At 36.1% G+C, this 25980-nt stretch carries 30 protein-coding genes and 1 tRNA gene; 18 read left to right on the top strand and 13 right to left on the bottom strand.

What is annotated here, in order from left to right; genetic code table 11:
• Positions 1–14 precede the first annotated feature (14 nt).
• The 3 genes from ACVWXS_RS06130 to ACVWXS_RS06120 all read right to left on the bottom strand — a co-directional run bounded on the left by ACVWXS_RS06130 (position 15) and on the right by ACVWXS_RS06120 (position 2691).
• The gene (locus ACVWXS_RS06130) at positions 15–599 is read right to left on the bottom strand and encodes an ArsR/SmtB family transcription factor (protein WP_427460901.1); all 585 of its coding nucleotides are present in this window, start codon (positions 597–599) and stop codon (positions 15–17) included.
• A 660-nt stretch (positions 600–1259) separates the two neighbouring features.
• Positions 1260–1700, bottom strand: coding sequence for a cell wall hydrolase (locus ACVWXS_RS06125; protein ID WP_368637865.1), 441 nt, complete (start codon positions 1698–1700; stop codon positions 1260–1262).
• Between the two features lie 439 nt (positions 1701–2139).
• Positions 2140–2691, bottom strand: coding sequence for an ECF transporter S component (locus tag ACVWXS_RS06120; RefSeq protein WP_456956938.1), 552 nt, complete (start codon positions 2689–2691; stop codon positions 2140–2142).
• A 211-nt stretch (positions 2692–2902) separates the two neighbouring features.
• On the opposite strand from ACVWXS_RS06120, the gene ACVWXS_RS06115 reads away from it, so the two are divergent.
• The 3 genes from ACVWXS_RS06115 to ACVWXS_RS06105 all read left to right on the top strand — a co-directional run bounded on the left by ACVWXS_RS06115 (position 2903) and on the right by ACVWXS_RS06105 (position 4646).
• Positions 2903–3751 (top strand): pyridoxamine kinase, encoded by an 849-nt coding sequence (locus ACVWXS_RS06115; RefSeq protein ID WP_068985395.1) that lies wholly within the window; start codon positions 2903–2905, stop codon positions 3749–3751.
• A gap of 51 nt (positions 3752–3802) precedes the next feature.
• Entirely contained in the window at positions 3803–4096 is a 294-nt protein-coding gene (locus ACVWXS_RS06110; protein ID WP_456956936.1) for a hypothetical protein, read from the top strand.
• A 139-nt stretch (positions 4097–4235) separates the two neighbouring features.
• On the top strand, positions 4236–4646 hold the full coding sequence (locus ACVWXS_RS06105; RefSeq protein WP_456956934.1) for a UPF0158 family protein: 411 nt from the start codon (positions 4236–4238) through the stop codon (positions 4644–4646).
• A gap of 231 nt (positions 4647–4877) precedes the next feature.
• On the opposite strand, the gene ACVWXS_RS06100 is transcribed toward ACVWXS_RS06105, so the two are convergent.
• Together ACVWXS_RS06100 and ACVWXS_RS06095 are read right to left on the bottom strand one after the other, a co-directional pair.
• Positions 4878–5141, bottom strand: a complete 264-nt coding sequence (locus ACVWXS_RS06100; protein ID WP_456956932.1) for a hypothetical protein — start codon at positions 5139–5141, stop codon at positions 4878–4880.
• A gap of 709 nt (positions 5142–5850) precedes the next feature.
• Positions 5851–6423, bottom strand: coding sequence for a DinB family protein (locus ACVWXS_RS06095; RefSeq protein WP_456956930.1), 573 nt, complete (start codon positions 6421–6423; stop codon positions 5851–5853).
• A gap of 384 nt (positions 6424–6807) precedes the next feature.
• Between ACVWXS_RS06095 and ACVWXS_RS06090 the strand changes: the two genes are divergently transcribed.
• The gene (locus tag ACVWXS_RS06090; RefSeq protein WP_456956929.1) at positions 6808–6990 is read left to right on the top strand and encodes a hypothetical protein; all 183 of its coding nucleotides are present in this window, start codon (positions 6808–6810) and stop codon (positions 6988–6990) included.
• Between the two features lie 31 nt (positions 6991–7021).
• Positions 7022–7726, top strand: a complete 705-nt coding sequence (locus ACVWXS_RS06085; protein ID WP_456956927.1) for a hypothetical protein — start codon at positions 7022–7024, stop codon at positions 7724–7726.
• 510 nt (positions 7727–8236) lie between these two features.
• On the opposite strand, the gene ACVWXS_RS06080 is transcribed toward ACVWXS_RS06085, so the two are convergent.
• The 6 genes from ACVWXS_RS06080 to ACVWXS_RS06055 all read right to left on the bottom strand — a co-directional run bounded on the left by ACVWXS_RS06080 (position 8237) and on the right by ACVWXS_RS06055 (position 10606).
• Positions 8237–8518: a hypothetical protein gene (locus tag ACVWXS_RS06080; RefSeq protein WP_456956925.1), complete on the bottom strand. Its 282-nt coding sequence runs from the start codon at positions 8516–8518 to the stop codon at positions 8237–8239.
• Positions 8519–8652: 134 nt separating this feature from the next.
• Positions 8653–9576 (bottom strand): S8 family peptidase, encoded by a 924-nt coding sequence (locus ACVWXS_RS06075; RefSeq protein WP_456956923.1) that lies wholly within the window; start codon positions 9574–9576, stop codon positions 8653–8655.
• A gap of 175 nt (positions 9577–9751) precedes the next feature.
• Positions 9752–9973, bottom strand: coding sequence for a hypothetical protein (locus ACVWXS_RS06070; RefSeq protein ID WP_456956921.1), 222 nt, complete (start codon positions 9971–9973; stop codon positions 9752–9754).
• Positions 9974–10126: 153 nt separating this feature from the next.
• On the bottom strand, positions 10127–10315 hold the full coding sequence (locus ACVWXS_RS06065) for a hypothetical protein (RefSeq protein WP_368637855.1): 189 nt from the start codon (positions 10313–10315) through the stop codon (positions 10127–10129).
• 5 nt (positions 10316–10320) lie between these two features.
• On the bottom strand, positions 10321–10494 hold the full coding sequence (locus ACVWXS_RS06060; RefSeq protein WP_083227054.1) for a YvrJ family protein: 174 nt from the start codon (positions 10492–10494) through the stop codon (positions 10321–10323).
• Positions 10495–10535: 41 nt separating this feature from the next.
• Positions 10536–10606, bottom strand: a tRNA-Cys gene (locus ACVWXS_RS06055).
• A 134-nt stretch (positions 10607–10740) separates the two neighbouring features.
• Here ACVWXS_RS06055 and ACVWXS_RS06050 point away from each other — a divergent pair.
• From ACVWXS_RS06050 to ACVWXS_RS06035, 4 genes are all read left to right on the top strand, one after another.
• Positions 10741–10983: a glutaredoxin family protein gene (locus tag ACVWXS_RS06050; protein WP_068985383.1), complete on the top strand. Its 243-nt coding sequence runs from the start codon at positions 10741–10743 to the stop codon at positions 10981–10983.
• A 145-nt stretch (positions 10984–11128) separates the two neighbouring features.
• The gene (locus ACVWXS_RS06045; RefSeq protein ID WP_456956918.1) at positions 11129–11719 is read left to right on the top strand and encodes a sigma-70 family RNA polymerase sigma factor; all 591 of its coding nucleotides are present in this window, start codon (positions 11129–11131) and stop codon (positions 11717–11719) included.
• A 5-nt stretch (positions 11720–11724) separates the two neighbouring features.
• Positions 11725–11925 carry a hypothetical protein gene (locus ACVWXS_RS06040; RefSeq protein WP_068985381.1) on the top strand — a complete coding sequence of 67 codons (201 nt, stop codon included), beginning with the start codon at positions 11725–11727 and terminating at the stop codon, positions 11923–11925.
• A 576-nt stretch (positions 11926–12501) separates the two neighbouring features.
• Positions 12502–13542, top strand: a complete 1041-nt coding sequence (locus tag ACVWXS_RS06035; RefSeq protein ID WP_456956915.1) for an S-layer homology domain-containing protein — start codon at positions 12502–12504, stop codon at positions 13540–13542.
• A gap of 57 nt (positions 13543–13599) precedes the next feature.
• On the opposite strand, the gene ACVWXS_RS06030 is transcribed toward ACVWXS_RS06035, so the two are convergent.
• Positions 13600–14286, bottom strand: a complete 687-nt coding sequence (locus tag ACVWXS_RS06030; RefSeq protein ID WP_368637880.1) for a ZIP family metal transporter — start codon at positions 14284–14286, stop codon at positions 13600–13602.
• A 237-nt stretch (positions 14287–14523) separates the two neighbouring features.
• Here ACVWXS_RS06030 and ACVWXS_RS06025 point away from each other — a divergent pair, with 237 nt between their 5' ends.
• The 3 genes from ACVWXS_RS06025 (at position 14524) to ACVWXS_RS06015 (ending at position 18369) form a co-directional block, all read left to right on the top strand.
• Positions 14524–16212: an FAD-dependent oxidoreductase gene (locus tag ACVWXS_RS06025; protein WP_456956913.1), complete on the top strand. Its 1689-nt coding sequence runs from the start codon at positions 14524–14526 to the stop codon at positions 16210–16212.
• Positions 16213–16373: 161 nt separating this feature from the next.
• A complete protein-coding gene (locus ACVWXS_RS06020; RefSeq protein ID WP_456956911.1) occupies positions 16374–16649 on the top strand; it encodes a hypothetical protein in 276 nt (91 codons plus the stop codon).
• A 52-nt stretch (positions 16650–16701) separates the two neighbouring features.
• Positions 16702–18369 (top strand): GNAT family N-acetyltransferase, encoded by a 1668-nt coding sequence (locus ACVWXS_RS06015; RefSeq protein WP_456956909.1) that lies wholly within the window; start codon positions 16702–16704, stop codon positions 18367–18369.
• Positions 18370–18449: 80 nt separating this feature from the next.
• On the opposite strand, the gene ACVWXS_RS06010 is transcribed toward ACVWXS_RS06015, so the two are convergent.
• Positions 18450–19148 carry an NUMOD4 domain-containing protein gene (locus ACVWXS_RS06010; protein ID WP_456956907.1) on the bottom strand — a complete coding sequence of 233 codons (699 nt, stop codon included), beginning with the start codon at positions 19146–19148 and terminating at the stop codon, positions 18450–18452.
• 278 nt (positions 19149–19426) lie between these two features.
• Between ACVWXS_RS06010 and ACVWXS_RS06005 the strand changes: the two genes are divergently transcribed.
• From ACVWXS_RS06005 to ACVWXS_RS05980, 6 genes are all read left to right on the top strand, one after another.
• Positions 19427–19882: an SACOL1771 family peroxiredoxin gene (locus tag ACVWXS_RS06005; RefSeq protein ID WP_456956905.1), complete on the top strand. Its 456-nt coding sequence runs from the start codon at positions 19427–19429 to the stop codon at positions 19880–19882.
• Between the two features lie 231 nt (positions 19883–20113).
• Positions 20114–20749: a sugar transferase gene (locus ACVWXS_RS06000; RefSeq protein ID WP_456956903.1), complete on the top strand. Its 636-nt coding sequence runs from the start codon at positions 20114–20116 to the stop codon at positions 20747–20749.
• A gap of 361 nt (positions 20750–21110) precedes the next feature.
• Positions 21111–22205, top strand: coding sequence for a glycosyltransferase family 4 protein (locus ACVWXS_RS05995; RefSeq protein WP_456956901.1), 1095 nt, complete (start codon positions 21111–21113; stop codon positions 22203–22205).
• Position 22206: 1 nt separating this feature from the next.
• Positions 22207–23880 (top strand): GNAT family N-acetyltransferase, encoded by a 1674-nt coding sequence (locus ACVWXS_RS05990; protein WP_456956899.1) that lies wholly within the window; start codon positions 22207–22209, stop codon positions 23878–23880.
• Positions 23861–24607 carry a hypothetical protein gene (locus ACVWXS_RS05985; protein WP_374965446.1) on the top strand — a complete coding sequence of 249 codons (747 nt, stop codon included), beginning with the start codon at positions 23861–23863 and terminating at the stop codon, positions 24605–24607. The genes ACVWXS_RS05990 and ACVWXS_RS05985 overlap by 20 nt, the downstream gene beginning before the upstream one ends.
• Positions 24595–25611: a polysaccharide deacetylase family protein gene (locus ACVWXS_RS05980; RefSeq protein ID WP_456956897.1), complete on the top strand. Its 1017-nt coding sequence runs from the start codon at positions 24595–24597 to the stop codon at positions 25609–25611. Before ACVWXS_RS05985 ends, ACVWXS_RS05980 begins: the two co-directional genes overlap by 13 nt.
• The last annotated feature ends 369 nt before the right edge of the window (positions 25612–25980 follow it).

The following is a 25980-nucleotide window of genomic DNA, read 5'->3' as shown; positions in this document are numbered from 1 at the left end:
ACACCTCTATAAGTTTATGATTTTTCAGAAAAAATGAACTCATCAATTTTAAAGGCAGTAATCATGACATAGTAATTATTTTTTTCTGCTATTTCGTCATTCGTTACAAGTTCATTTATCAATTCTCTATATTTCTTTGTAAATTCCAAAAATTTTTCCTTAGTCACTGAAACTTCACTTTGTAATGATAAACTATCCCATTCTTTAACTTCTGAAGAATTGATTTCAAATGATGAATTAGGAGCTGTCAATACCCGAGTTTTTGCTCGATTTAATACTTCTAAATAGGATTGTCGAGTAGCTTCTTGTGATTCTACGAAATTCAATAGATTATCTGCTGGAATAAAGCCTCTTGCAACCGCTTGGTAATATTTAAGAAGGTTCCCCCCTTGTTCGACTTTTTTCACCAGTTTAATAAAACCATGTTTTTCAAGTTCGCGTAAATGATATAGGATTTTAGCACGAGTTAAGTTTAATTCTTCAGCCAATTGGTGACATGTAAAAGGTCTCTCTACTAAATACATAAGTATTTTTGTGCGTAAGGGGTCACTTATTGCTTTTAATTGTTCATATGTTTGGATTATTTTAATTGTTTTCATTTTTAATCCCCTTTTTAACCAGTTAATTTTATTTAACTACGTTACCAAAAAAAAGTAATTTTGTAAATATGATTAAAGAGTGAGGGATAGATTAAATATTGAATACTTGAGGATCAGCTTGAAATGACTCGATTATTTCTCAAAGTTCTTTAATAAAAAACCCTACTCTCACAACGTTTTTTTATTACTTGTAGTCTGTGAGCAGTTAAAACATCCTGTAAATATGGTTAATAGACACAACATTTTACCTATGGCTAAAACGCCACCAATTGCACAAACTATTTCGTGGTCATATTTACAAATTTCGGATGCGTGCCAGGTGAAATTTTTGTCCCTAAAGAGATAAGAACGATTTTTCAATAACTAGCAAAAATTGTAGGGGAGAGTTTGTAGAAAGTGAACTCCCAGGTATTCGAGAAGTAAGAGAATCTATGAAAAACATGCCAATGGATTTATTTGAAGAATAGTGAATAACCAGACCACACATTTCCGTGACTTTAGCAAAGTTAAATGTGTGTGTGTTTTAAAGGGAACACCTGTTATTAAGGAAGTTCCCTCTTTTTATTTCATTAGATAAAAGTAAAATAACATAACATTTAAAAAAGTATTATCTACAAGAGTTACATCGATTGAAGCAGCACCAAAACGCATAATAGCTTCCTATCCGATATAAACACCTTCACATGTATCAGGTGCTGGTTCATAGAAGCAATGATTTTTAAATTGACCAGTAAATGGTTGACCGTACCATGTTGGAGGACATGGAGCATATGGGTTGAAATACCACAGTGCGAATTTTGCTGGATGTTGTCTCCAATAATCCAAATTCATCTTAGCTAATTTTTTTTCAGAAGATCGCGCTCTTTGGTAAAATAAATTCCCTTTTTGAACAGCCTCAAACGAATAATTTCCTCCTTGTACCTGATAAATAACATCTTCTACTGTTCTTAAATCTTTAAAGTCTAAACAATTTGATACAAGACGATTCACAATGACATTGCCAACATATAACATTCCTTGATTTCCTTCACCTTCAGCTTCGGCTCTCATCATCCTTGCCATTAAGTCAACGTCTGCATCTCGATATTTTGCTCTTGGCATTTTTTTCACCTCCACCATATCGTATGAAAAAAAGCGTACATTATTGTCATTTGAAATTTTAAATGTCCCCAAAACTAAAATTATTCAGTCGGACAAGGTGAGAATACGTATGATATTTGAGTAGATTCGAAGGTTTTTTCGATATCGAGAACAGTTTCATGTAAGTGATCGCTATATCACTATATCCAATATTTTAGAAAATGTTAAAAACACGCCATCTATGCTAATGGTCAAATAGCAAGATGGCGTGTTTATTTTGTAGTAATCAATTATGCCTCGGCATAATTGCGTCCGGGATCGGCTTTGTGCTTAGGCCTGCGTGATGCAGGTCAGTTAGCCGTTATCGCATGGATGCGATGATTTTAGGCTAACATCCTGTATGAACTCCTTTCCGATTTCCGTGACATCCGCCGGAGGCTTTAACTTCTTTTGAAAGAAGTTAAAAATTCTTTTTGAAATATGGTGTTTTTTTCAGCACGATACATACTGGAATTGCGATCAGTAAACCGACAACGTTTTGGATGACGTCTCCTGGAATGGATGCCATAGGGGCAATCCAGCTTTTGAACATAATTGCTTGCCCGATATAGTAGACCGCAATCATCACGGGCATTGAAACAACTGCTGCTAAAATGTTTAATCCAACGCTGTCGCCTTTATGACCTTTAGACCAAGCGATTTTCCCAACGATGGCACCTTGTAATGCACGGGAGATAATTGTAGTTGGCGCCCAAATTAACCAACCACCTGTAATATCGAATAAGCCCATCCCTATTGCTCCAGCAAGTGCCCCTTTTTTAGGACCAAATAATATCGCCGAGATGAAAAGCATGGATGTCCCTAAGTGAATAAGTCCACCTTGACCGAATGGCAGCTTAAGATTGATGAACGCTGTTGCGACGAAAACAAGTGCTGCTAAAATTGATGTTATGACTAAATCAAATGTTTTTGTGCGTGTTCTTGTATAGCTTTGCCCTTGTATATTTTGCATCTGTATCTTCCTCACTAAGATGAAATTTTTGATAATTTTAACTTTAACAAAGGACTGACTATGGTAAAAGTGTCAATTTGATAAAATTATTAAAGGTCAGATTGTTTATTTATGATTGTTCATCTCTCGAATTTAAGTTGTGTGCATTTTCGCATCTTTCTAATTATGATACGATGAAGTGAGTACATACAGGATATAGGTGGAGAGTATGATGAAAAAAGTTGCTGTAATTCAAGATATGTCATCCTTTGGGAAGTGCTCGTTAACAGCTGCGATGCCTGTGCTGTCGGTGATGGGGGTTCAGGCTGTGCCATTGCCAACTGCGATTTTAACGGCGCAAACAGGGTATTCAAGCTTTTATTGTGAGGATTTAACGTCAAAAATGGATTACTTTGTGGATGAGTGGAGCAAGCTAGGTACTACCTTTGATGGTATTCATACAGGTTTTGTGACAGGAAAAGAGCAAATCGATAATATCTTTCGATTTTTAAGCGTGTTTCATTCGAGTAACACGACGCTGCTTGTCGATCCGGTGATGGGCGATTTGGGCGAAGTGTATAAAATGTTTACGGGCGAGTTGCTTGATCGTATGAAAGAGCTAGTGAAATGTGCAGACATTATTACGCCAAATATTACAGAGTGCTGTTTGCTTACAGGTTTGTCGTATGAGAAGCTACAGAGCTATCAAGAAGATTCAGATTATCTTCAGGCGCTAGAAGAAGCGGGCCATCAGCTACAGCAGGCTACTGGGGCGAATGTCATTATTACTGGATTAAATCCACCGCCAACAGATGCGAGCAAGCGTTATGTAGGCAATATGTATGTCGATGCAGATCGTTCATTTTCTAGCATCCGCGATTATAACGGTGAGAGCTATTCTGGCACAGGTGATTTGTTTGCATCAGTTATTATGGGTGGCATGATGCGCGGGCAGGATTTAGTTGAGTCGATGAAGCTTGCGGAGGCGTTTTTAGCCGCTTCGATTGAAGCAACGTCGAAGGAGCAAATTCCGCGCGAGGCAGGCGTGAATTTTGAAAAGTTTTTACGAATGCTACTTTAGAAATCTCGGACTGCTTTGAAAAGGTAAAATCCTAAATAGGGGAGGTGTATAATGGATTCAATTAGATATTACGTAGTGCAAGTAGATGATCGTTATTACGAGGGGAAAATTGACTTTCTTACATTTACGGATGATGAAGAACAGGCCTTTGCGTTTAAGGATAGTGCAACTGCAAACCAGTTGGCTCATGAGATCAATGGGATCGTCCTGACAAGAGAAGTCAGTTATATGGAGCTAGAAGATCTTTCAGCACAATATCTGGTTGAGTACGAAGCATTGCCAAAGGAAGAGCGTGACACGATAGAATCATTTTGTAGGGAGCTCAGTATAGGAATGTATGAATAAATGCCGAATCGAATCTATTCGGTTCTTTTTTATGCAGTTTGCAACTGAACTTAAGATGGAAGCCCGTAGCCACAATTGATGGTTGCGGGCATTTTTTGTAATATGAACATGTGAATTGTGCTTATATGAGGTGAGAAAATTGAAACTACTAGATGAACTTGTGGATGTATTTTTATATGGAAATGATGAGGAAATGTCGTATGTGTTAAACCGTCGAACGGGTGAAGTGCTTTTGGATGCGCCAGAAGCTTTAACTGGCGAGCCCGAGATTGATTGGGATGATGAGGAAGTGGCTGCGGATTTAGTGATGATTCCAAGCGTTTCATCGTCTGAAATGTATGATGTCATGATCAGCTTTGCTAAAAAACAACCAGATTCGATTACGATTCATTTAATGAACGTACTTAACGGAAACAAGCCTTTTCGATTTTTTAAGGAAAAAATTAATGAACTAGGCATCGAAAATCATTGGTACGAATTTGAACAGAATTATGCTAAGAGCAGAATGACGGAATGGCTAGAAGAGTTTACTAGAATTGAAGATCATTAAGTAATAGACCTGGGCAGAAGAAAAAGCCACTATAAAAGAAGAGGGATTAATCCTGTCCAAGGTTGAGATTAAACTATGTGAATGTAATATCAGGACCATCTATAACGATGATCAATTAGATGGTTTAGTGATAAAACCTATAAATTGTTTAGCCATTCCATCATTAATTAACACTAAATGGTTAATTAAATAAGACATGAAAATGACCACTCCATGACGGGTGGTCATTTGTTATGAAGGATTTTTTATTAATTTCGTTTTTATAAACGAGAAAAAATGCATTGTTTTATTTGTAATCCAAAGAGCTACTAGCACAATAACCGCCGCGATAGAATGTTGCACAAATGGTGATATTTCAGATAGTGGGTAAGGATTTACTGGATTATATATTCCAGGTTCTGAAATTAACATCAATACATATATGATTCCACGTTCTGTAATTATAAGAGATAAAACAATCATGATAAAATAGATTACTAATTTTATTATCTTCATTTTTAACTCCTTTAGATTTATAAATTATTTTACAATAAATAGGTTCATCACCATGACTTGTGGTTGATTTCCGTTCTGACTGGGAGCTTTCCTAGGGGCATCCCCAAGGAGTCGCCTAGCCTTTTAATTGTTGAGAATCAAAATAAATATATGTAGGTTTGTTACTTTTCACTTTCACTGGCTCTATTAAAATAGATGATTTCCCCTTTTCATCTATTTTGACTATATATTGTTATGTGAATACCATATCACTAGCTATAAGAATTCCAAAATCAGATTTTTCCGTAAATTAAACAAACTTTGATAAAAGGAGGATTATTCCTTTGTGGTCGAAGATTTGAATTTCTCTTTTAAAGTATAATCAATAGTACTACTTGACTTTTGATCCAGGGGAAATTGAAATAACTGCTAATAAGCCTATATATTTATTGGTAATCCTCAGGGGTTTTAAAACAATAACAAACAGGCACCTCCTCAAATTCAGTATGAAGGTAGCGACGAAACTAAATTAAACCATACTGAATAAGGGGTGTGCCCTAGAATTATGTAAAATAGAAAAAGCTGTTAATAAAAGTCCTCTTTCCCCGCCGCAACCTCAATGGAATTATCAAAGGCTCAAAAGTCTGCAAGCTTGGCCATATGAGAGTTCAGTAGTTAGTTCCTCGATTCAATAGTTTTGGCATTTTAAAACCTCCGATATTCAAAACGCTTAGATTAAGATTTTGCTAGACGTAATCAACCTCTGATATTGTTGCTCCATAATCCTAAAATGATGTTTTTCGTGGATGGCAAGTAGCTGAATGGATTGAATAAGGTTAGGATAGTGGGCAAGTGGGTCGGGAAAGACGATATGCCCGGCTATATTCTCCTCAATATCTTTTACCAATTCTTTCATTGCGCTTGTTTCGGTTACTAGTAATTGTTCGATTTCGTCGCTGTTTAGCACAAAGCGTATCTTTTTGGGAGGCACTAATATTGCAGGAGCTCTCATGCCTCTTCCTTTTTTGTTTTTAAATTCTTCGTAAACATCATTTATTTCAGTGGCGAAAGGCTTGTTTCTTCGTATTTTCGCGTAAGGGGTAAGTAGTAAGGAACATTTTGTTGCGGTTTTAAGCATTTTCAGGATCAAATAAAGATGATAAAAGTGTTCCCCAATTGACCATTTACCTTCCACTTCTCGATGCCATAGTTGGTTTTGCGGGAGTGATTGAATATAGGGCAGATAATGAGCTCGCTGCTCCTGTAAAGTGTGAAAATGGGTTGCCATACTGTTTGATTTCATAGTATTGATTCTCCTTTATGCTGTTATTTCCATTTTAGGCAACTGTTTTATAAAAGTACATTAAACACTACTAGTCATTGTCGATCAAAATGAAAAGTTCAATCTTAATTACAAAACGATGGTTTTTATATGCAGTAAAATCAAGGATTTAGAGTGATTTTTAATCAAACATTATTCTAAAGCTACAGTGGGTGACCTTGTCATAAACCTACAGTATGGACCTTCTAATCAAAACGATTAGGAGGTCTTTTTATGTCTTGGCGATATTCAATAATTTTTTTCTTAAAATTTTTCGATAAAAGTTTTATTTATTTCGATAGGGCTCTCTTTATATGACAGAGATACAAAAATGTATCTTACTTAGCTAGGAAAGGTGGGGATCACATGAGTGAGAAGGAAAAAAAGTCGACAGAAGGAAACGACAAGGTAGTAGCTCAAAGTTTCTGTAGTCCTATTCGGAGTTATTGCCTATACGAAGGTTGTTTAGGTACATTTGTTCCTCTAACAGGATCTACATGGATACTTGATCATTGTGGGTGTAAAGGCGGAGGCGGCGTTATTACTTAAAAATCATTATATGAAAAGGAGTGGAATTAGCATGATAGTAAAAGTTCTAGCTAAAGTAGATTTAACAGGCAATGATTTGCAAATTAAACTAACCTCTTTATATCAACAAGAAAAATTCAAAAAAATAGTGAAAGAAATGCAAGAGAAGGAAATGTTTAAAGTAGAAGAATTAGAAGTGGAAAAAGCCTATACTTTTGAAGCGGCTGTAGGGCAAAAAGCGAAAGGTCTAATTCAGTTTAATTCAACTATTATTAATCTGGTAAATAAGGATAAGACCGTTACGATCTTATTTAATGAATTGCCAATTCATCAGGATCATTACTTCGGACAAGTTTTACAAAAAGGAGATTCTAATAATATCGTCACTTTTACATTTGAACAGGAAGAAGTGATTGAAAAGCAATACGAAACAAATCTTGTTCAATTTGAATTTGCTGAGGAAAATATTTCAATCGATAATGAAGTTAGTTTATTAGCATGGTGGACGTCTGATGGGTGCTTACCAGGAGGGTATCAGCATTGTGGTGGCAACTGTGGTTATGGTTCAACTCATGGAGGAGGGAAACCAATTAATGCAACAGATACTTGCTGTGTGTCACATGACAGATGTTATGACGTCTTTGGATATGGAGATAATTGCTGCGATAAAGAGTTGGTTTCATGTGTTTCAGGTCATACTACTGTAGCTGCAGCAGGAATTCGCGCATTCTTCGGACCACAAGCATTACTCTGTTAGTAGTAAAGAAAAAGCCTTTGAAGGAATGAACCCTTCAAAGGCTTTTCTAGACGTCTTTTTGTATAAAGTTACGTTCAATGTAAATATATAAATACAAGCATATAGAAAGTATTAACATTCCTAAGCTTATGACAAATAAACCCATTCCACGCCAACTACCGATAATAAAAGATAGAAGAACAGTGATTCCCCAAAAAATAAGTGTGATCTGGGTAGCTTTTCTTTTATTTTTAACGACTAACATACTTATCACAAATACTACCACATTAGCAAAAAAACCTATCCCAATTGGAATTAGAATATCCATTTTCTTATCCCATCCCTTTCTTTGCTTCGTTTAAATAAGTTTTAGCGTAACTCTAAAAGTTTCAAAAATAAAAAGCTCTTCCTAATTATTATACAAAAATTGCAAAAAGAAAGTACAAATAAATAAGATGAACTAAAAATACTCCCATTAGATCAGCAGCTTTTTCATCTGTCTATCAAATGGGAGTATTTCAATTTTGACTATTAAGGTGAGCCCCAATGAAATAGTGAATATAAAGCAATGATTAAAATAATGACAGCAATGATGAAAGTGATGTAGGGACTGACGTTGCTTGCTTTATTTTTCATTAGCTTTACGCTCAGCACTATAATGATTAATGATAACGGGAATACTAGCCAAAAACCCAGATTACTTAGGAACTCAATTTGAATTGGTAATTGATCGTAAAAATAATTATAGGCGATACTGAGAATAAGTAAAAATGTCAGCGCGATATTGCTCGATGCGATTTTATTATTGCTCATCATAATTCCCTCCAATCTATAAATTTGCGATCCTTTTATTTATAGTATGCTAGAAAAAATAATGTGGTTATTATGGTTTTGATTACGTACATCATATATTTTTACATATTTGGGGCAATGGGGGGGAGCATGGTTTATTTCAATTGAATAAAGCCATGACCAATATGATTGATCGAGAAGTTTTCCAGTGGAAGAACATGCGATAGTAAGTAATCATACACATACATAGGAATCAAACGTGATTCAGAACGATTTATTGTTTTTATAATAAGAGCAGCGGCACCAGCAACAAAAGGCGCTGCCATAGATGTTCCAGTCAACTCTACATAATTACTGTTTAAATGTGTAGATAAAATATTTTCACCAGGCCCTACAAAATCTAAATTTACATTCGTATTAGAAAATTTTGAGGGTGTTTCTGCTTCAGATATGGAGCCGACTTGTATGACTTCTTTATAAAATCCAGGGTATGATATTTCGATAGTCTCGCTTTCTCCATCGCCTTCATTACCAGCAGCCGCTACTAATACGATTCCTTTTGAACGGGCATATTTTATGGCTTTATGCAATTCTTCTTGTGGTTCAGGACTACCTAGCGACATATTCATGATGTTTACTTTTTCTCCATTAGGCCCAGTCCAATCAACGGCATATATAATTGCCTTAATCAAATTCTCAAAGCTACCTCTGCCCATATGATTAATCACTTTTAATATAAGAACTTTACTTTTTGGCGCTACACCTGTGATGCCTCTACCGTTATCGACGGCTGCAATAATCCCAGACACATGTGTCCCATGACCGAGGTAGTCTTTATAAATGGAAGGGTTACCTTCATCATCATCTGTGAAATTATAGCCATCAATAATATTTTCCTTTAAACTCGGGTGGTCAATCTGAACGCCACTATCTAATACAGCAACAACAGATCCCAAACCCTGATCTGTTTCTTCCCACAATTCCCTTGCCCGAATCTTATCTAAGTTATCGGGAACTGCATTTAGAACTTTAAACAACTTAACAATTTTTACTGGTTTTAAAATGATTTCAGTGTTCATTATCTTCATCTCCTTTTACATAATAAAGTGAAGAAAGAACGATGATAATAAAGTGAAATTCGCAATTTAAAGAAAAAAATACCCCGAAAATGTTAGGAAAGGTCTAACATTTTCGGGGGAGTACAGGATACGTATTGTCAGTTACAATATTCATTAACTCAATGGATTCATCTCTTTAATTTTTAGGACCTATTCTTCCACCGGTTGTTAACCAACTCCAACATATCCCGAAAAACTTCACCTTTTTTTGTAATAAATAAGGAAGGCCAATAAACAACAAAAACAAAAAAGCAAGAACCAACAATCCATTTAATATACTGTTCATCTGTGTAGCAATAAAAATACTAAAGATTATTATAAGAAGATATAGTATAGCTATTCTCTTGTAGGCTATCATAAAATTCTCCTCCTGTTCATACAATCATACATTAATTAGATGAAAGATGTAAGGAAATTGGTAATGGAATAATTCCATTAAAAATTAAAACCAACCAAATAACATTAGGTAGTCTATAACCTAAATTATTTGGTTGGTTTATTTGTAAAAAGATCATTTATCATTAGCATGAATCTGACAATATTCCTTCAATAATTTAGAAGAAATACTGGCATTTTTAATAAGGTTTATTAGTAAATCGCGTTCTTTTGGAGAAAGACTGTCATTCGTTAAACAACTTGAATAAAATGATTGAACTTCTCTTGCTTTACAGTAACAAGCCATTAATTTTTCAATTTCCATGTGGATTACCCTCCTTTTTTGTAATTAAGAGATTTTATAACTTCAGATAACTCCATGATGACAGCTTCTAATTTATCTATTTTCCTTTCAAAGCGAATGAACAGATAGACTGTTATGGCAATAGGGAATCCAAAATTTCCTATTAAGCTAATCCACATTGGAACATTTTCTGGTGTCATACTATAAATCACCCTCCCTCTTACTCCAAATTAATACTATAAGGTGATACTCGGATTCGAACCGAGGATCCAGGTTTTGCAGACCCATGCCTTACCGCTTGGCTATATCACCAAAATTGTAACTGTACTATGTAAAGTGAATCCTTCTTTCATAAAAACAACCTTCCAGTTAAAAAAAGTATTATTTTGTTATGGTTTCATATCTTATGTTTTAATCCTCTTTATAGAAAAAAGGAGGTCTCTAAGATGAAGTATGATTTAACGGTTTATTCAAGCGATGGATGTCAATATTGTGTCAGGTTAAAGGAATGGTTAGAAGCAAATAATATTACTTATATTAATAAGGACATTAATGAAGAACACGTATTACAGGAGTTTAAGCAATTTAATAGTAGCGCTATCCCATTTACTTTAGTAGTCGCTGATAATAAAGTGGAGGAAATTATAGGCTATCAGCCAGAGAAAATAAAAGCTATTTTAGATAGTTGAAGAAGTTGGATTAAATCACCTTTTTTGTATAAAAGGTGATTTTTTATTCTCTTTTTAAGAACATTTGTTCTTATTTTGGTTTATAATATAGATACTACATTCACTTTATATAGAAAGAAGGCGGATATATAGGAGGGATTATTAAATGGAGAAAGATAATCAAAAAGTAGAGGAATTCTTCTATAGGAATAATAAACAGGTAAACAATCCAATTATAAAAAGCTTTTTGTCGGATTCTGAAAATCTTTATTTGGTACAAAAAGCGATCTTATATCCAACTGATAGTAATAAAAAACTCGTGGATGAATCTTTTCAATCTCACTATATAAATGTTAGGAAGATCAAATACGTCAGTAATTTAATTTATTTCTTCAGTTTAGATTTTGATAAAAAAAGGAGAAAGCTGCAAAAGCATACTTTATTAATATTAGATAAGGGCTTATCAGAAGAAGGTGGAACGACTGCAAAAGAGCAAATAGAAGATGCAAGCAATGAAAAGGAGCTTGAAAATATAGTTGGAGGAGGGTTATTAGACAATATTGAGGATGAACAGCTTTTAAAGTCCTTGCAAAAACTAACGGTTAAACAGCTACAAGTTTTAGAGATGATTTATGTAAAAGATCTTACTACAAAAGAAATAGCTCAAAAATTAAGAACAACACCACAGAATATATCCAATCTTCATCGCAAAGCTTTAAATAAGCTTCATCATACACTCAGAAAAAAGGGGGAATAATTTATATGGCAAATTTAGAAAACCAATTTAACGAAGAAACGCTTACAATTATAGAGAATTTCACACCTAAAATTAAACAATGTCTACACAGTACAGACTATCAAGAAAGGGAAGATTTAGAACAAGAAATCAAATTAAAAATTATAGAAAAGCTGGCGACAGTAAAGTTTCAGAATGCACCTAGTTTTTGGGATTTTTTCTTGTAATTCTTATGAAAAAAGAACGTCGAAGGTATATACCTGACTTCAAGTAGGACGACAGAAAAAAGGGCAAGCTTCTACTTGCTCTTTTTGTTGAAATGAACTACAGACGATTTTGGCTGAACCTTACTTATAGAAGAAATTGAGGGTAAACGTTACTAGCAAAATGCATTAACTGGAATAAAAATACCTTTAAACAAGTTAATGGCGCTTTCTAATCACTTTCTAGTGATATAACAATGCTGCAGGATTAGAACTTTATAACTACTTTATACCTAGGAGAGTAAGAACGAATTTACTAATTTTTTTCTATAAATCCAAAATAGAAATGAACATATTTGCGATAGTATTTTTATTCAAAATTAGAGAAAACGATACAATTTATTAGGTTTATTGAAAAAAATTACCTAATTCATTGTAGAAATCATGTAATATATTTTCTGGGTTTACATGAAGATTTAGTAATTTTCTTTGTTGTGAAAAATAGGACTTTTATATAATTTTGATAAATTTACATATTTTTATAGATTTACTAACAGTTGTTTTAGTACACTGAATTTATGAATTGAAAGGGGAAAGAACATGAAGAAAACAATTATTGCTGGAGCACTTAGTATCGCATGTTTAACAGGAGGCTTTGGTGTACAAGCAAATGCACAAGCTAATACACAAGAAAGTATAGATATTTCTAGCTTCATCCACCCGAAAAATGTAGTTGCGGCTACTACACAAGCACAATCAATGTCCTACCAAGATATGTACAAAACGCTTGTACTTGCTAAGTTAAGCTACGTCGATAGTGAAATGAGCTTAGTATGTACAAAGGATAGTATTTCATTAAAACTATCCTTGGAAGGACTTATGAAATTCTCTGATCTAACTGCACAAGACCAAAAAGAATTTAAAGAGCTTTTCGGTGACGCTATGCAAATGAAATTTGCTCCATCAGGAAATACATTCAAAGCAGAGATTTTTAGTGAAGGGAAATGGCAGGTTTTGGATGATGAAGGGAAAAATGCTTTCATAGATTCGATTAACGATGATCTTTTAGACTTAAAACCAGGTGGTTACTTCACTGATACTATTGGACATTGGGCTGAGAGTTATATCCAATTACTGTTCCAAGCTGACATTATTAATGGAACATCGGCTACAACATTTAATCCAAATGGACAAGTAACACGCGGACAATTAGCTTCTATGATTTTCCGTGCTGGTGGATTAGATGTGAAAGAAGATTACGAAAGCCCTGCTACATATAAGGACTTGGGGAAATACCCAGGTGCTAAAGAAGTAGCGATTTTAGAGGATTATGGCTTAATCGATATTTTTGATGGTGCTAATTTTGAGCCATACAAACCTGTAACACGTGAGGAAATGGCCTATGTAACAGCAAGCTTATTAGAAGCAATGGAATTTGATGTAGCTAAGGCTAGCAAAAATAACACATTTACAGACAAAAATCAAATGCGTAAAGAAACTGTAGAATCAATCGGTTTATTACAACAATTAGGTGTTATTGACGGATCAAGTGGTAAATTTAATCCAAAAGGTAATCTTACACGTGCACAATTCTCTAAAATTTTATCACTTACATTATTAGCAGCAGGTGAAGAAGAATAATATTATTCTTCTTTAATATGAAAAAAGCAATCCACATTATTTTGGTGGATTGCTTTTTTATTCGACTAGCATATGAAATACATAACTTAAAAAATAACCTAATAAAATATATGTTAAAAAGGATTTACGTGTTACTGAACGAAAATGATGCAAAATAAATTCTGAAATACTGGCGGTTGCGATTAACCCGATTGATATGCCCATTAGTAGCCCTTGTGCCTTCTCGGTTAATTCCCAATACTGACCAATCTGTATAAAGATACTAAAGAAAATTGAAAATGCTATGAAATAGAGAAAGAGTTTCCATAGCTTTTCTCCTTGTGATAATAATGCTGTTGAAAGTGCAAAGCCTTCTGGCAGATGATGTAGAATAATGGATGCTGTAATGGTAATACTTAATGCTGAGTTCCCTAATAAATTTCCGACAGTGAGACTAATTGGAATGGTGTGGATAATTATAGCCATTGCAAGTAGCGTTACAGAGGGGTTTTGTGTATGGGAAGCGTGTAATAAACTATTGAGTATTTGAAAAATTAAATAGCCAATAAGAATTCCAAGTATAAGACCAAATGATTTATATAGATGAAAAGAAGAAGGAATAATGTCTAATATAAGTAAGCCAACTAAAAATCCACCACATAATAATGATAATCCTTGAGTTGTATGCTGAAATAGCTTAGAAAATACCCATGCTATCGCTCCTCCGATGCTAACACTGAACAAAAGAAATCCACCTAATATCATTGCATTCAACTGCAAATTTCCTCCACCCCATCGCCGTTTTACAAAATATATGCTAAATAGAAATGAATATGATAAGCGGACGTTTTAGAAGAAAAGGATTCAATGTAGTAAAAGGCTATTAGATGATCGAATGCTATGTAGGTATTAATTGACTGAAAATTTATTTAATTCTATACTTTTTAGATAATACCAGATTCATTGATTTAGTAACTACTAATGAAGGTGAGGAATGTAAGTATGAAATGGGATGCGAGTTATGATGTAGTAGTCGTAGGTTCAGGAGCAGCAGGGTTAACAGCAGGTCTGACAGCAAAGCTACAGGGCATGAAATCACTAGTTATTGAAAAGACAGATCGTTATGGTGGAGCTTCTGCCTTGTCTGGTGGTGCATTATGGATTCCAAATAATCATGTAATTAAGGGTGAAGGCGTTCCAGATACACATGATTTAGCACGTTTATACTTAGATTCAACCATTGGTGATCGTGTGCCAGAGGCTTTAAAGGAGGCTTATATTACAAGAGGACCAGAGATGTTAAGGTTTTTAAATAATCATACGAGGCATATGCGTTTCCAATATGCTAAAGGTTATTCTGATTATTATCCTGAAAAACCAGGTGGCTTACCGCAAGGACGGTCGATTGAGCCACGTATTTTTGATTTGAAGAACATGGGCTCATTAGCAGACACGATGCGTCGTTCGACCTTGTCCACTAAAGGCATTACGATGAATAGCTATGAATTTCATAAGGTCAATATGATTAGACGCACGACAAAGGGGAAAACGACAGCATTAAAATTAGGCATGCGATTGGTGAAGTCGAAAGTTACAGGAAATCTGCCTGTTGCATTAGGGGAAGCATTAATTGCTCGCTTACGAATGTCACTTGCTGAAGCGAATGGAGAGTTGTGGATCTCGACTGCATTTAAAGATTTTATCGTTGAAAATGATCGGGTGACTGGTATCGTAGTTGAGCGAGATGGGCAGGAGATGCGTATTGAAGCAAAGCGTGGGGTTGTGCTTTCTGCAGGTGGTTTTTCTCATAATCAAGCATATCGCGAAAAATATTTGCCAGCTCCAACAAACACAAAATGGACTTCTACACCAGAAGGGCAAACGGGTGACATTATCGATCCAAGCGTAAAGATAGGGGCGTCACTAGATTTAATGGATAAAGTATGGGGGGCACCTTCAGTGATTGATCCACAAGGACATCCTTTCTTCCTAGTTGCAGATCGAGGCGTTCCTAATATGATGGTTGTAGATGGTGCAGGAAAACGTTATTTAAACGAAGCGGCACCTTATCATGAATTTGTAGACAATATGCATATTCACCATGAAAAAAACAACAATGCTATACCTTCTTGGATCTTGATTGATGCAACGGCAAAGAGTCGTTATATTTTCACGGGACTTTTCCCTGGACAGCCCTTCCCAAAAAGTTGGTTTGACAGTGGTATTGTGAAAAGTGCACAAACAATTGAAGAGCTTGCATGGCAAATGAATGTTTCTCCAGAAAATTTAGTGGACACTGTGGAACGTTTTAATGCTTTTGCTCGTAATGGTCATGATGATGATTTCCTTCGAGGGGATAGTGCCTATGATAATTATTATGGAGATCCCACATTGCAGAATCCGAATCTAGCAGAACTGAAGAATGCTCCATTTTACGCTCTTCGCTTATATCCGGGAGATATCGGGACAAAGGGTGGCTTAGTAGTGGATCAGCATGCTCGCGTTGTAAAGGCAGATGGTACGGTAATTGAAGGGTTGTATGCCTCAGGAAATTGTTCGGCCTCTATTATGGGCGAAACATACCCAGGGCCAGGTGCAACATTAGGACCTGGTATGACATTAAGCTATATTGCAACAACGCATATAGCAAATGTAGTTAAAAAGGAACGTTCAACGCTGCTAGAGGTATAAAATAAAAGTTGCTATTTGTAGACCTAAGTTCAGTAATTTACTGGATTTAGGTTTTTGCTTATTTTCATTCAATTCCTTACTGAATAAAGGGTTCTATAAGATAAGAGCTAGGAATATGGTGGATATTAAGTGTTAAATTGGTTCTTCACCAAGAGTTGTGAATGACATTTGTTAAAATGAATGCCATATATAGGTTAATTGGAGCGCAGGCGAAGTGGCTCATCGGACGCCCCCAGGAAGCTCTGCTCTGCGCGAAAGCGAAGCGACAGCGGCAATGTTTTATCTGTGCGAAAGCGAAGCGACAGCAACAAATGTTTTCTGTGCGAAAGCGAAGCGACAGCAACAAATGTTTTCTGTGCGAAAGCGAAGCGACAGCAACAAATGTTTTCTGTGCGAAAGCGAAGCGACAGCAACAAAGCGCCTACACGTTATGGTAATGAGCGGTAAAATCGATAATTCATTGGAACATAAAAAGGAGTGAATCAGCACGTGCTATCTTATAGACTCGTAACAACGATGGAAGAGTTAGAGTCCTATAAAAATACTTGGTCAGATATACTTGAACGTGAAAAAAATGATAATCCGTTCATTGAGTTTGAATGGGTTTCGACATGGTGGACGACGTTAGGTGTTAATGACAATGTTGAGATTTACATAGTCGAGCAAAACGGAGTAGCAGTAGCATTTTTCCCATTTGTTCGTTATGTACGATTTGGTGGTATACATTATTTTGTTTTTTTAGGACAAGGGTTTGCCACTTATATGGAAGTAATTGCAGAGAAGCAATGGAAGGAACCTGCAATTGAATACTTATTAAAGGAGCTTTCTCGGAAATATAAACGATTTATTCTAGTGTTACAAGGCTTATTAGAAAGTAAACATACATCTCAAATTCTAGAAAAATATGCAATAGAGTATCAGGTACCTTATTCTATTTTTCGTACTGTCACTCCTTATATTGATTTTCAATCTATAAAAATTGAGGATTTTCTTTATAAGCATAGAAAAAAATTTAAAACGATTCAGCGGCGTGAAAAAAAATTAAAGGCTCTTGGTCAAGTAACCTTTCAAGAGGTACATCGTGAAAGGATAGCTGACATGTTCGACTTGTTTACGAGAAGATGGCAAAAGAAAATCGATAAAAGTGGATTTACAGAACAACAAACGCGTCGTTTTTTTGAGCGTTTGGCAACGGAGAAAAGTAACGCGTTACGAGTAGAAGTAGATAGTCTTCAGTTTGAGGGGCATTGGATCGGCTTTACGATCGATATTTGCTGTAGAGATCGGAATTTTTGTCAGGCGATGGGACATGAGCCTGATTTCAATATTTTTGGGCCTGGCCGTTTAATAGAGCGAGAAAATATGCTCAAAGCACATGCTTCGAACTACCGTTTCTATGATTTAGGCAGTGGTTATGAGCCTTATAAGTTTGAATGGTATACACATGTTGATTTTACTAGAAAATTTGTGATGAGTACGAAAGGCAAAAGGGAACGTACTTTAAGGCTAATGATGGTCTTGTTTAATAGATTGAAAGGTCAATTAACGAATAATCATCAGCTCGTGAAATTGAAACGAGATCGATTAGGAGAGCTACGCTATTTTTTAAAAAGTGCCCGTTCAAAGGATTGGTTCCATTCTTTCAAGAAGGGGATTAATCGCATAATAGCTGTGCATATTTTTGATATTTATGTTGCTGAGAATGGCCAAGGTCAAACTACATCAAACTTTAATGAAGTGTTTATTCAGGATGTGATGGTAAGTAGAAGACGTGCTAACTACGTTTCGAACTTTCATAAGGGCTATCGGATCTTTAGAAATAGCACGAACGATATAGCTTATTTAAGACATGATCAAATATTTCGTGAAGAAGCGACAGGATTTACACACGAGCTTCCATCCAATGTTTCATACATTCAGGACAATAATCATCAGCTGTCTGAAATCGTCGCTACCATGCAGGAAGAAGGAAGAGCCGTCTGTACTTCCGTTCATTGGTATGAAAGGAAAAGAAGACGAGAGCTAGTACAGTTAGGATTTCAAAGGGTAGAGAGGATAACAATAATTCAAGTATTGAAAAAGAAAAAGGTATATCGCCAAGTAAACAATTGGTTAAAATATCTCCAATCACAAGGGAATAGTATTTATCATCTCTGACATTTAGCGCTATTACCTTTTTTATTTAAAAAATCCCCAGCGTTTATGAAGCGGCGCTGAGGATTTTTTTCTGAAAGAAATTAAAAGTGTATACCTGGTTTATCAGTAAGCTTACAGCCTGTGCCATACTTTGCTTTTAAGGCACCTTTAAAATTAGTTTGTTCAAGTTCAGGGTATGCCTGTTTCCAAAGTTCAAACACATTGTGACTTGAAGCAGAGCCGTCCTTTGTTAGTCGAACAATATGGAAACCATATTCATCATTGCATCGAGCTAATGGACGATTTTCACGCACTGTAATGATACGACCACTCGCTGTAACATCATATAGGCCCTCGTAGCCTGAAATGGCACGTCTTTCTTCATCGAAGTCAGCTGTTGTTTCTTCTTTAACTTTATCTTTCTCTACAGGCTTAGCTGCTTCTTTGACTTCGTCTTTCACTACAGGCTTAGCTGCTTCTTTGACTTCGTCTTTCACTACAGGTTTAGCTGCTTCTTTGACTTCATCTTTCACTACTGGTTTAGCCTCTTCTTTACTTTGAGTTTGAAGCTGTTCCACAATGACAAAATCCTTATTTGAAGCTTTATCGCTCATTGTAGCCATTACATTCATAATGGAACCGACATAACGCAATGGTTTGTCTTTGCCTTCTTCAAAAACGAAAATATTATAATCGGTTTTATTCATTTTTTTAATAATAATATTTCCTGTTGCAATAGTAAAACCGATAAACTTGTTCTTTTTTAGTGCTTGTACTGCTTGTTGCTTTGTTAAAATCATTTTTAAATCTCCTAAAGAATTGTTTTTTCTATTCTACCATAAAATTAGTTTTCCTGTTTTTCTATAGTTTTGATGTTTCATTATTGTTCTGTTAATTTTTAATAAGAGGTGAGGAATAGAACCGCTCAGGTAGTAACGCGAACTGCTCGGGTAAGCCAAGGAAGTAATCGGGTCCCCTAGCAACCGCTCACCTACGAAGGGTCAAAATACAGTATGTACCTCTAAAAAGTCATGTGAAAAGTAACTCGTACACTACATCATCAAAAGGAGGATTTTTTATGGTTCAACATTTATTTAGTATGAATTTAAAATGGTCGGAGGGGAGAAATGGGACAGGTAATATTATTGCGGACAATTTAAAAACGAAAATCTCTATCCCTCGAGAAATGAATGGACCAGGGATTGGGACAAATCCGGATGAAATGCTGCTTGGAGCTGCAGCAACTTGCTATTTAATTACACTGGCTACGTTACTTGAAAATTCGAAGATTGCTGTGTTGGATTTGTCTATGCAAGCTGAAGGTTTTGTTGATGTCACGAATGGCATTTTTACTTATGAGAAGATCGTGCATAAGCCAAGAATTGTTGTGCAAGATTTATCTGAACGACAGCAAAAACGAATTGATCGATTAGCTGAGAAGGCTGAACAATCTTGTATGATTAGTAAAGCGTTAAAAGGAAACGTTCAAATAGAATGCGAGGTACAAATTATACAAGGATCAATAAATGGCTGAACAGATAAGGGTTATTCACTTTGAGGGTTTATCGAAACAAAATCTCATTTTATCGAAACTATTTGAGTATTTATCGAAACAAAACCTCATTTTATCGAAACTATTTGAGCTTTTATCGAAACAAAATCCCTTTTTATATTTTATTATGTAAATGCTTTTCGAAAGTAGTTCTATAAATGTCCCAGATGAATATATAAAGTTAAGTGCAAAAAAAATGCAAAGGATGATGTATTGCACGAGCAATCAGCTCAGACTATCACATTTTATAGTCAGTACGGCAAAAGAATTTTTGATATTACTGGGGCACTCCTATTACTTTTCATAACCATTCCTCTCATGTTACCTGTATTCCTCATTTTACTCATTAGTACAGGCCGCCCTTTTTTCTTTAAACAAATCCGTACTGGATTGGCTCATCAACGCTTTATTATTTTGAAGCTACGGTCAATGACCATACAGGCAGTTCCAGTGAATATGCCTACTGTGTGTGCAGACGGGATTCCGGAGGATTATTATTTTAAAACTGAACAGGATGCACGAATCACGAAGGTTGGGTCCGTTCTTCGGAAGCTAAGTATTGATGAAATTCCACAGCTCATTAATGTCTTAAAAGGAGATATGAGTATTGTTGGACCACGCCCGGAAGTTCCACCCATCACAAATGCTTATAACACTGTCCAGGCTCGACGATTAGAAGTAAGGCCAGGATTAACAGGGCTTGCTCAAATTAACGGTCGATCTAATATTTCTCATGGGCAAAAAATTTCATATGATCTAGAATACGTTGAAAATTATTCGTTTTGGATGGATTTGAGAATTATCATCAAAACATTTTACGTAGTGTTAGCGAGAACAGGTGCTTATTAACTTCTTTCAGCAGAAGTCCCCTACCTCTATAAGTGGTGAGATGGATGCGAATTTAAGCTGTTTTCAGGGGGGCCAAACGCCTGCTGAAAGAGAGGAACTCAGTCTAAGAACACCACGTCCTGTGGCAACGACTGAGTAACCAACATCGTGTTGGCCCAAAGCCTCCGGCGGATGTCATGGAATCGGAAAGGAGTTCTTAAAGGATGTTAGCCTAAAATCATCGCATCCATGCGATAACGGCTAACTGACCTGCATCACGCAGGCCTAAGCACAAAGTCGATTCCAGACGCAATTATGCCAAGGCACAATTGATAAAAATAAGGAGTGTTAGGTACTGAGAATTGTTCAGCTTATTACACGTATGGATAAGATTGGCGGAGCGCAAAAGCATGTGGAGGCACTTGCCATAAAATTAAAGCAAGACGCACATGAGGTAACTATTGTAACAGGCCTATACGATCCATCACTGTGGCGCTTACAAGCAGAAAAAATTGATGTTATCAGTATCCCAGCCATGCAACGAGCGATTCATTTAAAAAAAGATTTACAATCCTTGTGGCAATTGAGAGCCGCTTTTAAAAAAATAAAACCCGATATTATTGCGGCACATTCATCAAAAGCGGGTGCAATTGGACGTGTAGTAGGTAGTCTTTTAGGCATTCCAACTGTTTTTACAGCCCATAGCTGGAGTTTTACAGAAGGTGTACCGCATAAAAAAAAGATTTTGTATAGTCGGATGGAAAAATCAGTTCAGACGTTAACAGCTAAAATTATTACGGTATCTGAATATGATCGCAAGCTAGCATTAACAAAAAGAATTGCTCCTGCCCATAAAATGCTGACCATTCATAATGGCATTGACCAAATAGATAAGCGAGTAGCACCTAATCGAGAGAAAGAGGAGCATCCACTAATTGTGATGGTTGCTCGCTTTGAAGTGCCAAAAAGACAGGATTTACTGCTAGAGGCTTTAGCAGAGCTTTCTGATATTCCTTGGAGCCTTCAATTGATAGGTGATGGCTCACTGCGTCCTAATTTAGAAACATTTGTTGCTAATAAAGGCTTAACGGATCGTGTCTCATTTTTAGGCAACCAATTAGAAGTCACATCTTTGCTTGAGGACAGTCATTTATTTGTCTTGCTATCCGATTGGGAGGGCTTACCGATCTCAATTATTGAGGCGATGCGGGCAGGACTTCCGATTATCGCCACGAATGTAGGTGGCGTCAATGAGCTAGTTTCTGATCATGAGAATGGATTTTTAATGAACCGAGATGATACAGATTTACTAAAGAAAAGGCTTAAACAATTGTTGATGGATGAGAACTTGCGTCAAAAAATGGGCGACGCCAGTGAACGTTGCTTTTTAAGGAATTTTACGTTTCTACCAATGTATCAGAAAACGCTATTTGTCTACGAACAGGCTGTATCAAAGTCGGCTAAGAAAGGTGATTAATTTGCAATTAATTCGCATTCGAACAGATGATGAGCTCATGTGGTACAAGGATATTTGGGATGAAATTTTAGCAGCTGAGGTTAATGATAATCCATTTATAGAATTTGCTTGGTTTTATAACTGGTGGCAAATAGTTGGGCGAAGAGCGCGTGTTGAGCTCTATGCTGTAGAAGAAAATGGTCATATCATTGCCTTTTTCCCATTCACAGTTCGACTTCGATGGGGGATACGAATTTATTCCTTTACGGGAGAAAATATTGCAAATTATTCAGGTGTTGTAGCGAAAAAGGAATGGCTGTTGCCCGCTATAACCTTTGTATTTGATCAGCTCATCGAACGGCATAAACATGTCATATTTTCGTTTCATGGATTATTGGAAAGCAAAGAGTCTACAAAGGTGATTGAACAATATTTTGTTGAAAGGCAGTTACATCCGAGTATTTTTCGTGTAGTGACACCGTATCTTGCCTTTCACGATATAGATTTCCATAAGCATTTCAATCAACGTAGAAAAATGCATGGTGTGGATAGAAGGGAACGAAAGCTGCGGAATTTAGGTTCATTAACGAGGACAGTACCTTCGCAGGACGAGCTTTGGCAAATGTTTAGATTATTTGATCGGCGATGGGCCAAAAAGCTAGATACGAGTGATTTTACGAAAGGAAAGAAAAGAGATTTTTTCGAACGGCTAACACTTCTTAAAGGGGAGTCATTGCTAGTCGAGGTAGACGCACTTGTTTTTGAAAACCAATGGATTGCCTTTACCTATGGAATTTGCTGTCGAGGACGTTATGTCACTTACGCCCTTGCGCATGAGCCGACATTTAATATATTTGGGCCTGGTAGATTAGTTAATCAGGAAATGATCAAGCGAACCTTTTCTGAAAACTATCATTTATTCGATATGAGTATTGGTTATGAGCCTTATAAGTTCGATTGGCGCTCTAGTATTGATTTTACAAGGCGTATGCTTGTAGGCAGTGGAACGAAGCGGGCAAAGCTATTAGTAGGTCATTATTCGATGAAGGCACGAATAAAGGAATTGTTAAAAGGCAATTATCGTGTTGTTGAATGGAAACGCAATACGCTCGGTCAATTACGGTACTTAGTAAAGTATGGAAAGGTAAAAGATTGGCTAGAATATGGACAACTATTCGTAGAAAAATTTATTCGTTTTAAGCAAGTGGATTTATATGAATTATCCCCATCAGATAGTGTCACACCGCATCGACCTGTAGGAGATTTGTTTGAGGAGTTGTCAATACAGGAGGCGATGCAACTCGATGATGAAGAAATTATTTCTCTATTTTATAAGGGATATACCATTTTTAAAGATTCCTTTGCTGAAACAAATAAAATTGCGTTTGCGTTACATGCTGTAAACTGGCGTGTAGATGAATTGCAAATTGTTGAAGCATTGCCGAAGCAGACCTATTTTTTAACCTATGATGTTTATAAAAATATCGATATTATAACAGCTTTTTTCCAAAAAATGAAACCTGCACAAACACTTTGGGTTACAGCAAGCTTTTGGCAATGGCGAAAGCGTAAACGACTATTGCAGCTAGGTTATAAACGTATTTCTCGAATGAAACATTTCAAATGTGCTCGTTATGAACGAAATCATGTAGAAAAATACACAGAGAGTGGGGGCGATGTTCATTCTGTCCATTAAAAGTAAGCGATGGAATATCGCAATGCAGCATTTTTATTTTGTAGAAAAGCCAGCTAATTTTAGAAAATCAATGAAGGTTGTTGGTTATACACATTCACTTGTACCTAGCCGTAAACTTGTTAAAAGTGAAACGGTTCATATTCACCTTACAGAAAGTGAGTTATCATTATATCTTGCACTTTCAGAAAGTAATCGAAAAATACTTCGTCGTGCACAAAAAGAGTCCTATCAAGTTTTTATTTATAAGGAACCATCAGAAGAAAATTTACGAGCCTTTCAGCAGTTTTATAATAATTTTGCCAAAAGGAAAAAACTCGAGCTAATTAGTAAGTCTCAAATGGAAGCCATTACGCTCTTAAAGGATCAAGGGGCACTATGGTTGTCCGAGATTCGAAGTATTTGTGGACAAACATTATGCTATAGACTTGATATTGTACACGCTAAAAAAGCAATGTCCTACTATGCAGCGACTTGTCATTCACAAATGATGCCAGATGATTTACAACGACCAGTTCGTTATGCAAATCGTTTCTTACTATGGCATAATTTATTGCATTTAAAGGAGCAAGGCTTTGATTTATATGATATGGGGAAGCTAACAGATGACCAAAATGTTCGTGAGTTTAAACTGGGCTTCGGTGGACAGGTTGTCAATGTTTATTCCGGCTACATTACTCAATCCAAAATAAGTGCACTGTTACTGGGCGTGCAAAAATGGAGGAAGTAGCAATCAAAGTAAACCGTGGGGGTCTTGTCATATCTTTAGATTTTGAGCTAAATTGGGGTGTCCACGATGTATTTAAATACGGTCAATACAATAAAAACTTATACGGTGTACGTGAGGCATTGCCTGAAATACTGGAGTTGTTTGAACAATACGGTATTCATGCAACCTGGGCAACAGTTGGTTTATTGTTTGCAGAAACAAAAGCAGAAATGGCTCATTACTTACGAGGTATCCCGGTAAAATATAAAAACATGCGCTATGCAGCACATACACAACTTATAAAAGTAGGAGAAAATGAGCAGGAGGACCTCTTACATTTTGGCAACTCCTTAATTGAGAAGATTAAATGTACACCACATCAGGAAATAGGAAGTCATACATTTTCACATTTTTATTGTTTAGAAGCTGGCCAAACTGAAGCGAATTTTCGTGCAGATTTACATGCTACTGCCATGATTTGTGAAGAGTATATCGCACCGATGAAGTCGATTGTATTTCCACGAAATCAAGTGAATGAAGCGTATTTCACAGCTTGTCAGGAAGTGGGGTTTGTTTGCTATAGAGGGAATGAAAAACACCCGTTGTACGATCCTCGAAAATTTACGAAAAAAGGTCGGCTATTAGGTGCGAAGAAATGGCTGGATAGCTATGTTAATGTAACAGGAAATCATCTAGTAACATTAGCTGAAATGCAAAAGGATTCATTTATTAACATTCGTTCAAGTGCATTTTTAAGGCCATATTGTAGCCCATTACGTTTTTTTGAGGGCTTTAAGATTAAACGTATTAAAGAGGGCATGCATGCAGCTGCAACGTCTGAAGCTTTTTATCATCTATGGTGGCATCCTCATAATTTTGGCAAAAATATTGAAAAAAATTTAGCTATGCTTGAAGAAATTTTACAGTATTATCAGGAATTACGTCATCAATATAACTTTCAAAGTTATACGATGCATGAGGTTGCGGAGCTTTGCCAAAACTTGTCTCGCATTAACGGACAGTAATTTATTTGTACCGAAAGAGATACGTCAGGTACAAGACGCCCATCTCAAAATTCATCGAAAGCAAAGAAGTGGAGTGGATTAGATTAGTGTTCACTTTATCCAAGCAAAAAAAGTAGCAAACTAGAACATTGCCTAGTTTGCTACTTTTTATGTTATAGGGGTAAATGGAATGGTCCTATTAATGTTGAAGGTATTTCTCTAGGTAATTTCAAGTGGACGATAAATTAACACAAGGCAATTGACTTCAATTTGGCTCATCACCAAAATACATGTAGTTCAAAGAAAGGAAAAACTAGTATTAGGTAGTGATAAAGCGGGACGTGGAATAATGGCTTGTATATATTTACAATGAAGTTTAATGATAGTTTG

This window comes from Lysinibacillus sp. TE18511, assembly GCF_054062295.1.
The sequence above is the reverse complement of the archived record's forward strand: the minus strand, read 5'-3'. Positions and strand labels throughout refer to the sequence as shown.

What these genes read in the sequence shown, in the direction of transcription:
- ACVWXS_RS06005 (WP_456956905.1), top strand. Translation starts at nt 19,427, where the DNA reads ATGGTTCAACATTTATTTAGTATGAATTTAAAATGGTCGGAGGGGAGA.
- ACVWXS_RS06130 (WP_427460901.1), bottom strand. Translation starts at nt 599, where the DNA reads ATGAAAACAATTAAAATAATCCAAACATATGAACAATTAAAAGCAATA.
- ACVWXS_RS06050 (WP_068985383.1), top strand. Translation starts at nt 10,741, where the DNA reads ATGAAGTATGATTTAACGGTTTATTCAAGCGATGGATGTCAATATTGT.
- ACVWXS_RS06090 (WP_456956929.1), top strand. Translation starts at nt 6,808, where the DNA reads ATGAGTGAGAAGGAAAAAAAGTCGACAGAAGGAAACGACAAGGTAGTA.
- ACVWXS_RS06110 (WP_456956936.1), top strand. Translation starts at nt 3,803, where the DNA reads ATGGATTCAATTAGATATTACGTAGTGCAAGTAGATGATCGTTATTAC.
- ACVWXS_RS06035 (WP_456956915.1), top strand. Translation starts at nt 12,502, where the DNA reads ATGAAGAAAACAATTATTGCTGGAGCACTTAGTATCGCATGTTTAACA.
- ACVWXS_RS06070 (WP_456956921.1), bottom strand. Translation starts at nt 9,973, where the DNA reads ATGATAGCCTACAAGAGAATAGCTATACTATATCTTCTTATAATAATC.
- ACVWXS_RS06085 (WP_456956927.1), top strand. Translation starts at nt 7,022, where the DNA reads ATGATAGTAAAAGTTCTAGCTAAAGTAGATTTAACAGGCAATGATTTG.
- ACVWXS_RS06120 (WP_456956938.1), bottom strand. Translation starts at nt 2,691, where the DNA reads ATGCAAAATATACAAGGGCAAAGCTATACAAGAACACGCACAAAAACA.
- ACVWXS_RS06080 (WP_456956925.1), bottom strand. Translation starts at nt 8,518, where the DNA reads ATGAGCAATAATAAAATCGCATCGAGCAATATCGCGCTGACATTTTTA.
- ACVWXS_RS06030 (WP_368637880.1), bottom strand. Translation starts at nt 14,286, where the DNA reads ATGATATTAGGTGGATTTCTTTTGTTCAGTGTTAGCATCGGAGGAGCG.
- ACVWXS_RS06020 (WP_456956911.1), top strand. Translation starts at nt 16,374, where the DNA reads ATGACATTTGTTAAAATGAATGCCATATATAGGTTAATTGGAGCGCAG.
- ACVWXS_RS06100 (WP_456956932.1), bottom strand. Translation starts at nt 5,141, where the DNA reads ATGAAGATAATAAAATTAGTAATCTATTTTATCATGATTGTTTTATCT.
- ACVWXS_RS06125 (WP_368637865.1), bottom strand. Translation starts at nt 1,700, where the DNA reads ATGCCAAGAGCAAAATATCGAGATGCAGACGTTGACTTAATGGCAAGG.
- ACVWXS_RS06115 (WP_068985395.1), top strand. Translation starts at nt 2,903, where the DNA reads ATGAAAAAAGTTGCTGTAATTCAAGATATGTCATCCTTTGGGAAGTGC.
- ACVWXS_RS06025 (WP_456956913.1), top strand. Translation starts at nt 14,524, where the DNA reads ATGAAATGGGATGCGAGTTATGATGTAGTAGTCGTAGGTTCAGGAGCA.
- ACVWXS_RS05995 (WP_456956901.1), top strand. Translation starts at nt 21,111, where the DNA reads ATGGATAAGATTGGCGGAGCGCAAAAGCATGTGGAGGCACTTGCCATA.
- ACVWXS_RS06095 (WP_456956930.1), bottom strand. Translation starts at nt 6,423, where the DNA reads ATGAAATCAAACAGTATGGCAACCCATTTTCACACTTTACAGGAGCAG.
- ACVWXS_RS06060 (WP_083227054.1), bottom strand. Translation starts at nt 10,494, where the DNA reads ATGACACCAGAAAATGTTCCAATGTGGATTAGCTTAATAGGAAATTTT.
- ACVWXS_RS05980 (WP_456956897.1), top strand. Translation starts at nt 24,595, where the DNA reads ATGGAGGAAGTAGCAATCAAAGTAAACCGTGGGGGTCTTGTCATATCT.
- ACVWXS_RS05985 (WP_374965446.1), top strand. Translation starts at nt 23,861, where the DNA reads ATGTTCATTCTGTCCATTAAAAGTAAGCGATGGAATATCGCAATGCAG.
- ACVWXS_RS06040 (WP_068985381.1), top strand. Translation starts at nt 11,725, where the DNA reads ATGGCAAATTTAGAAAACCAATTTAACGAAGAAACGCTTACAATTATA.
- ACVWXS_RS06010 (WP_456956907.1), bottom strand. Translation starts at nt 19,148, where the DNA reads ATGATTTTAACAAAGCAACAAGCAGTACAAGCACTAAAAAAGAACAAG.
- ACVWXS_RS06065 (WP_368637855.1), bottom strand. Translation starts at nt 10,315, where the DNA reads ATGGAAATTGAAAAATTAATGGCTTGTTACTGTAAAGCAAGAGAAGTT.
- ACVWXS_RS06075 (WP_456956923.1), bottom strand. Translation starts at nt 9,576, where the DNA reads ATGAACACTGAAATCATTTTAAAACCAGTAAAAATTGTTAAGTTGTTT.
- ACVWXS_RS06045 (WP_456956918.1), top strand. Translation starts at nt 11,129, where the DNA reads ATGGAGAAAGATAATCAAAAAGTAGAGGAATTCTTCTATAGGAATAAT.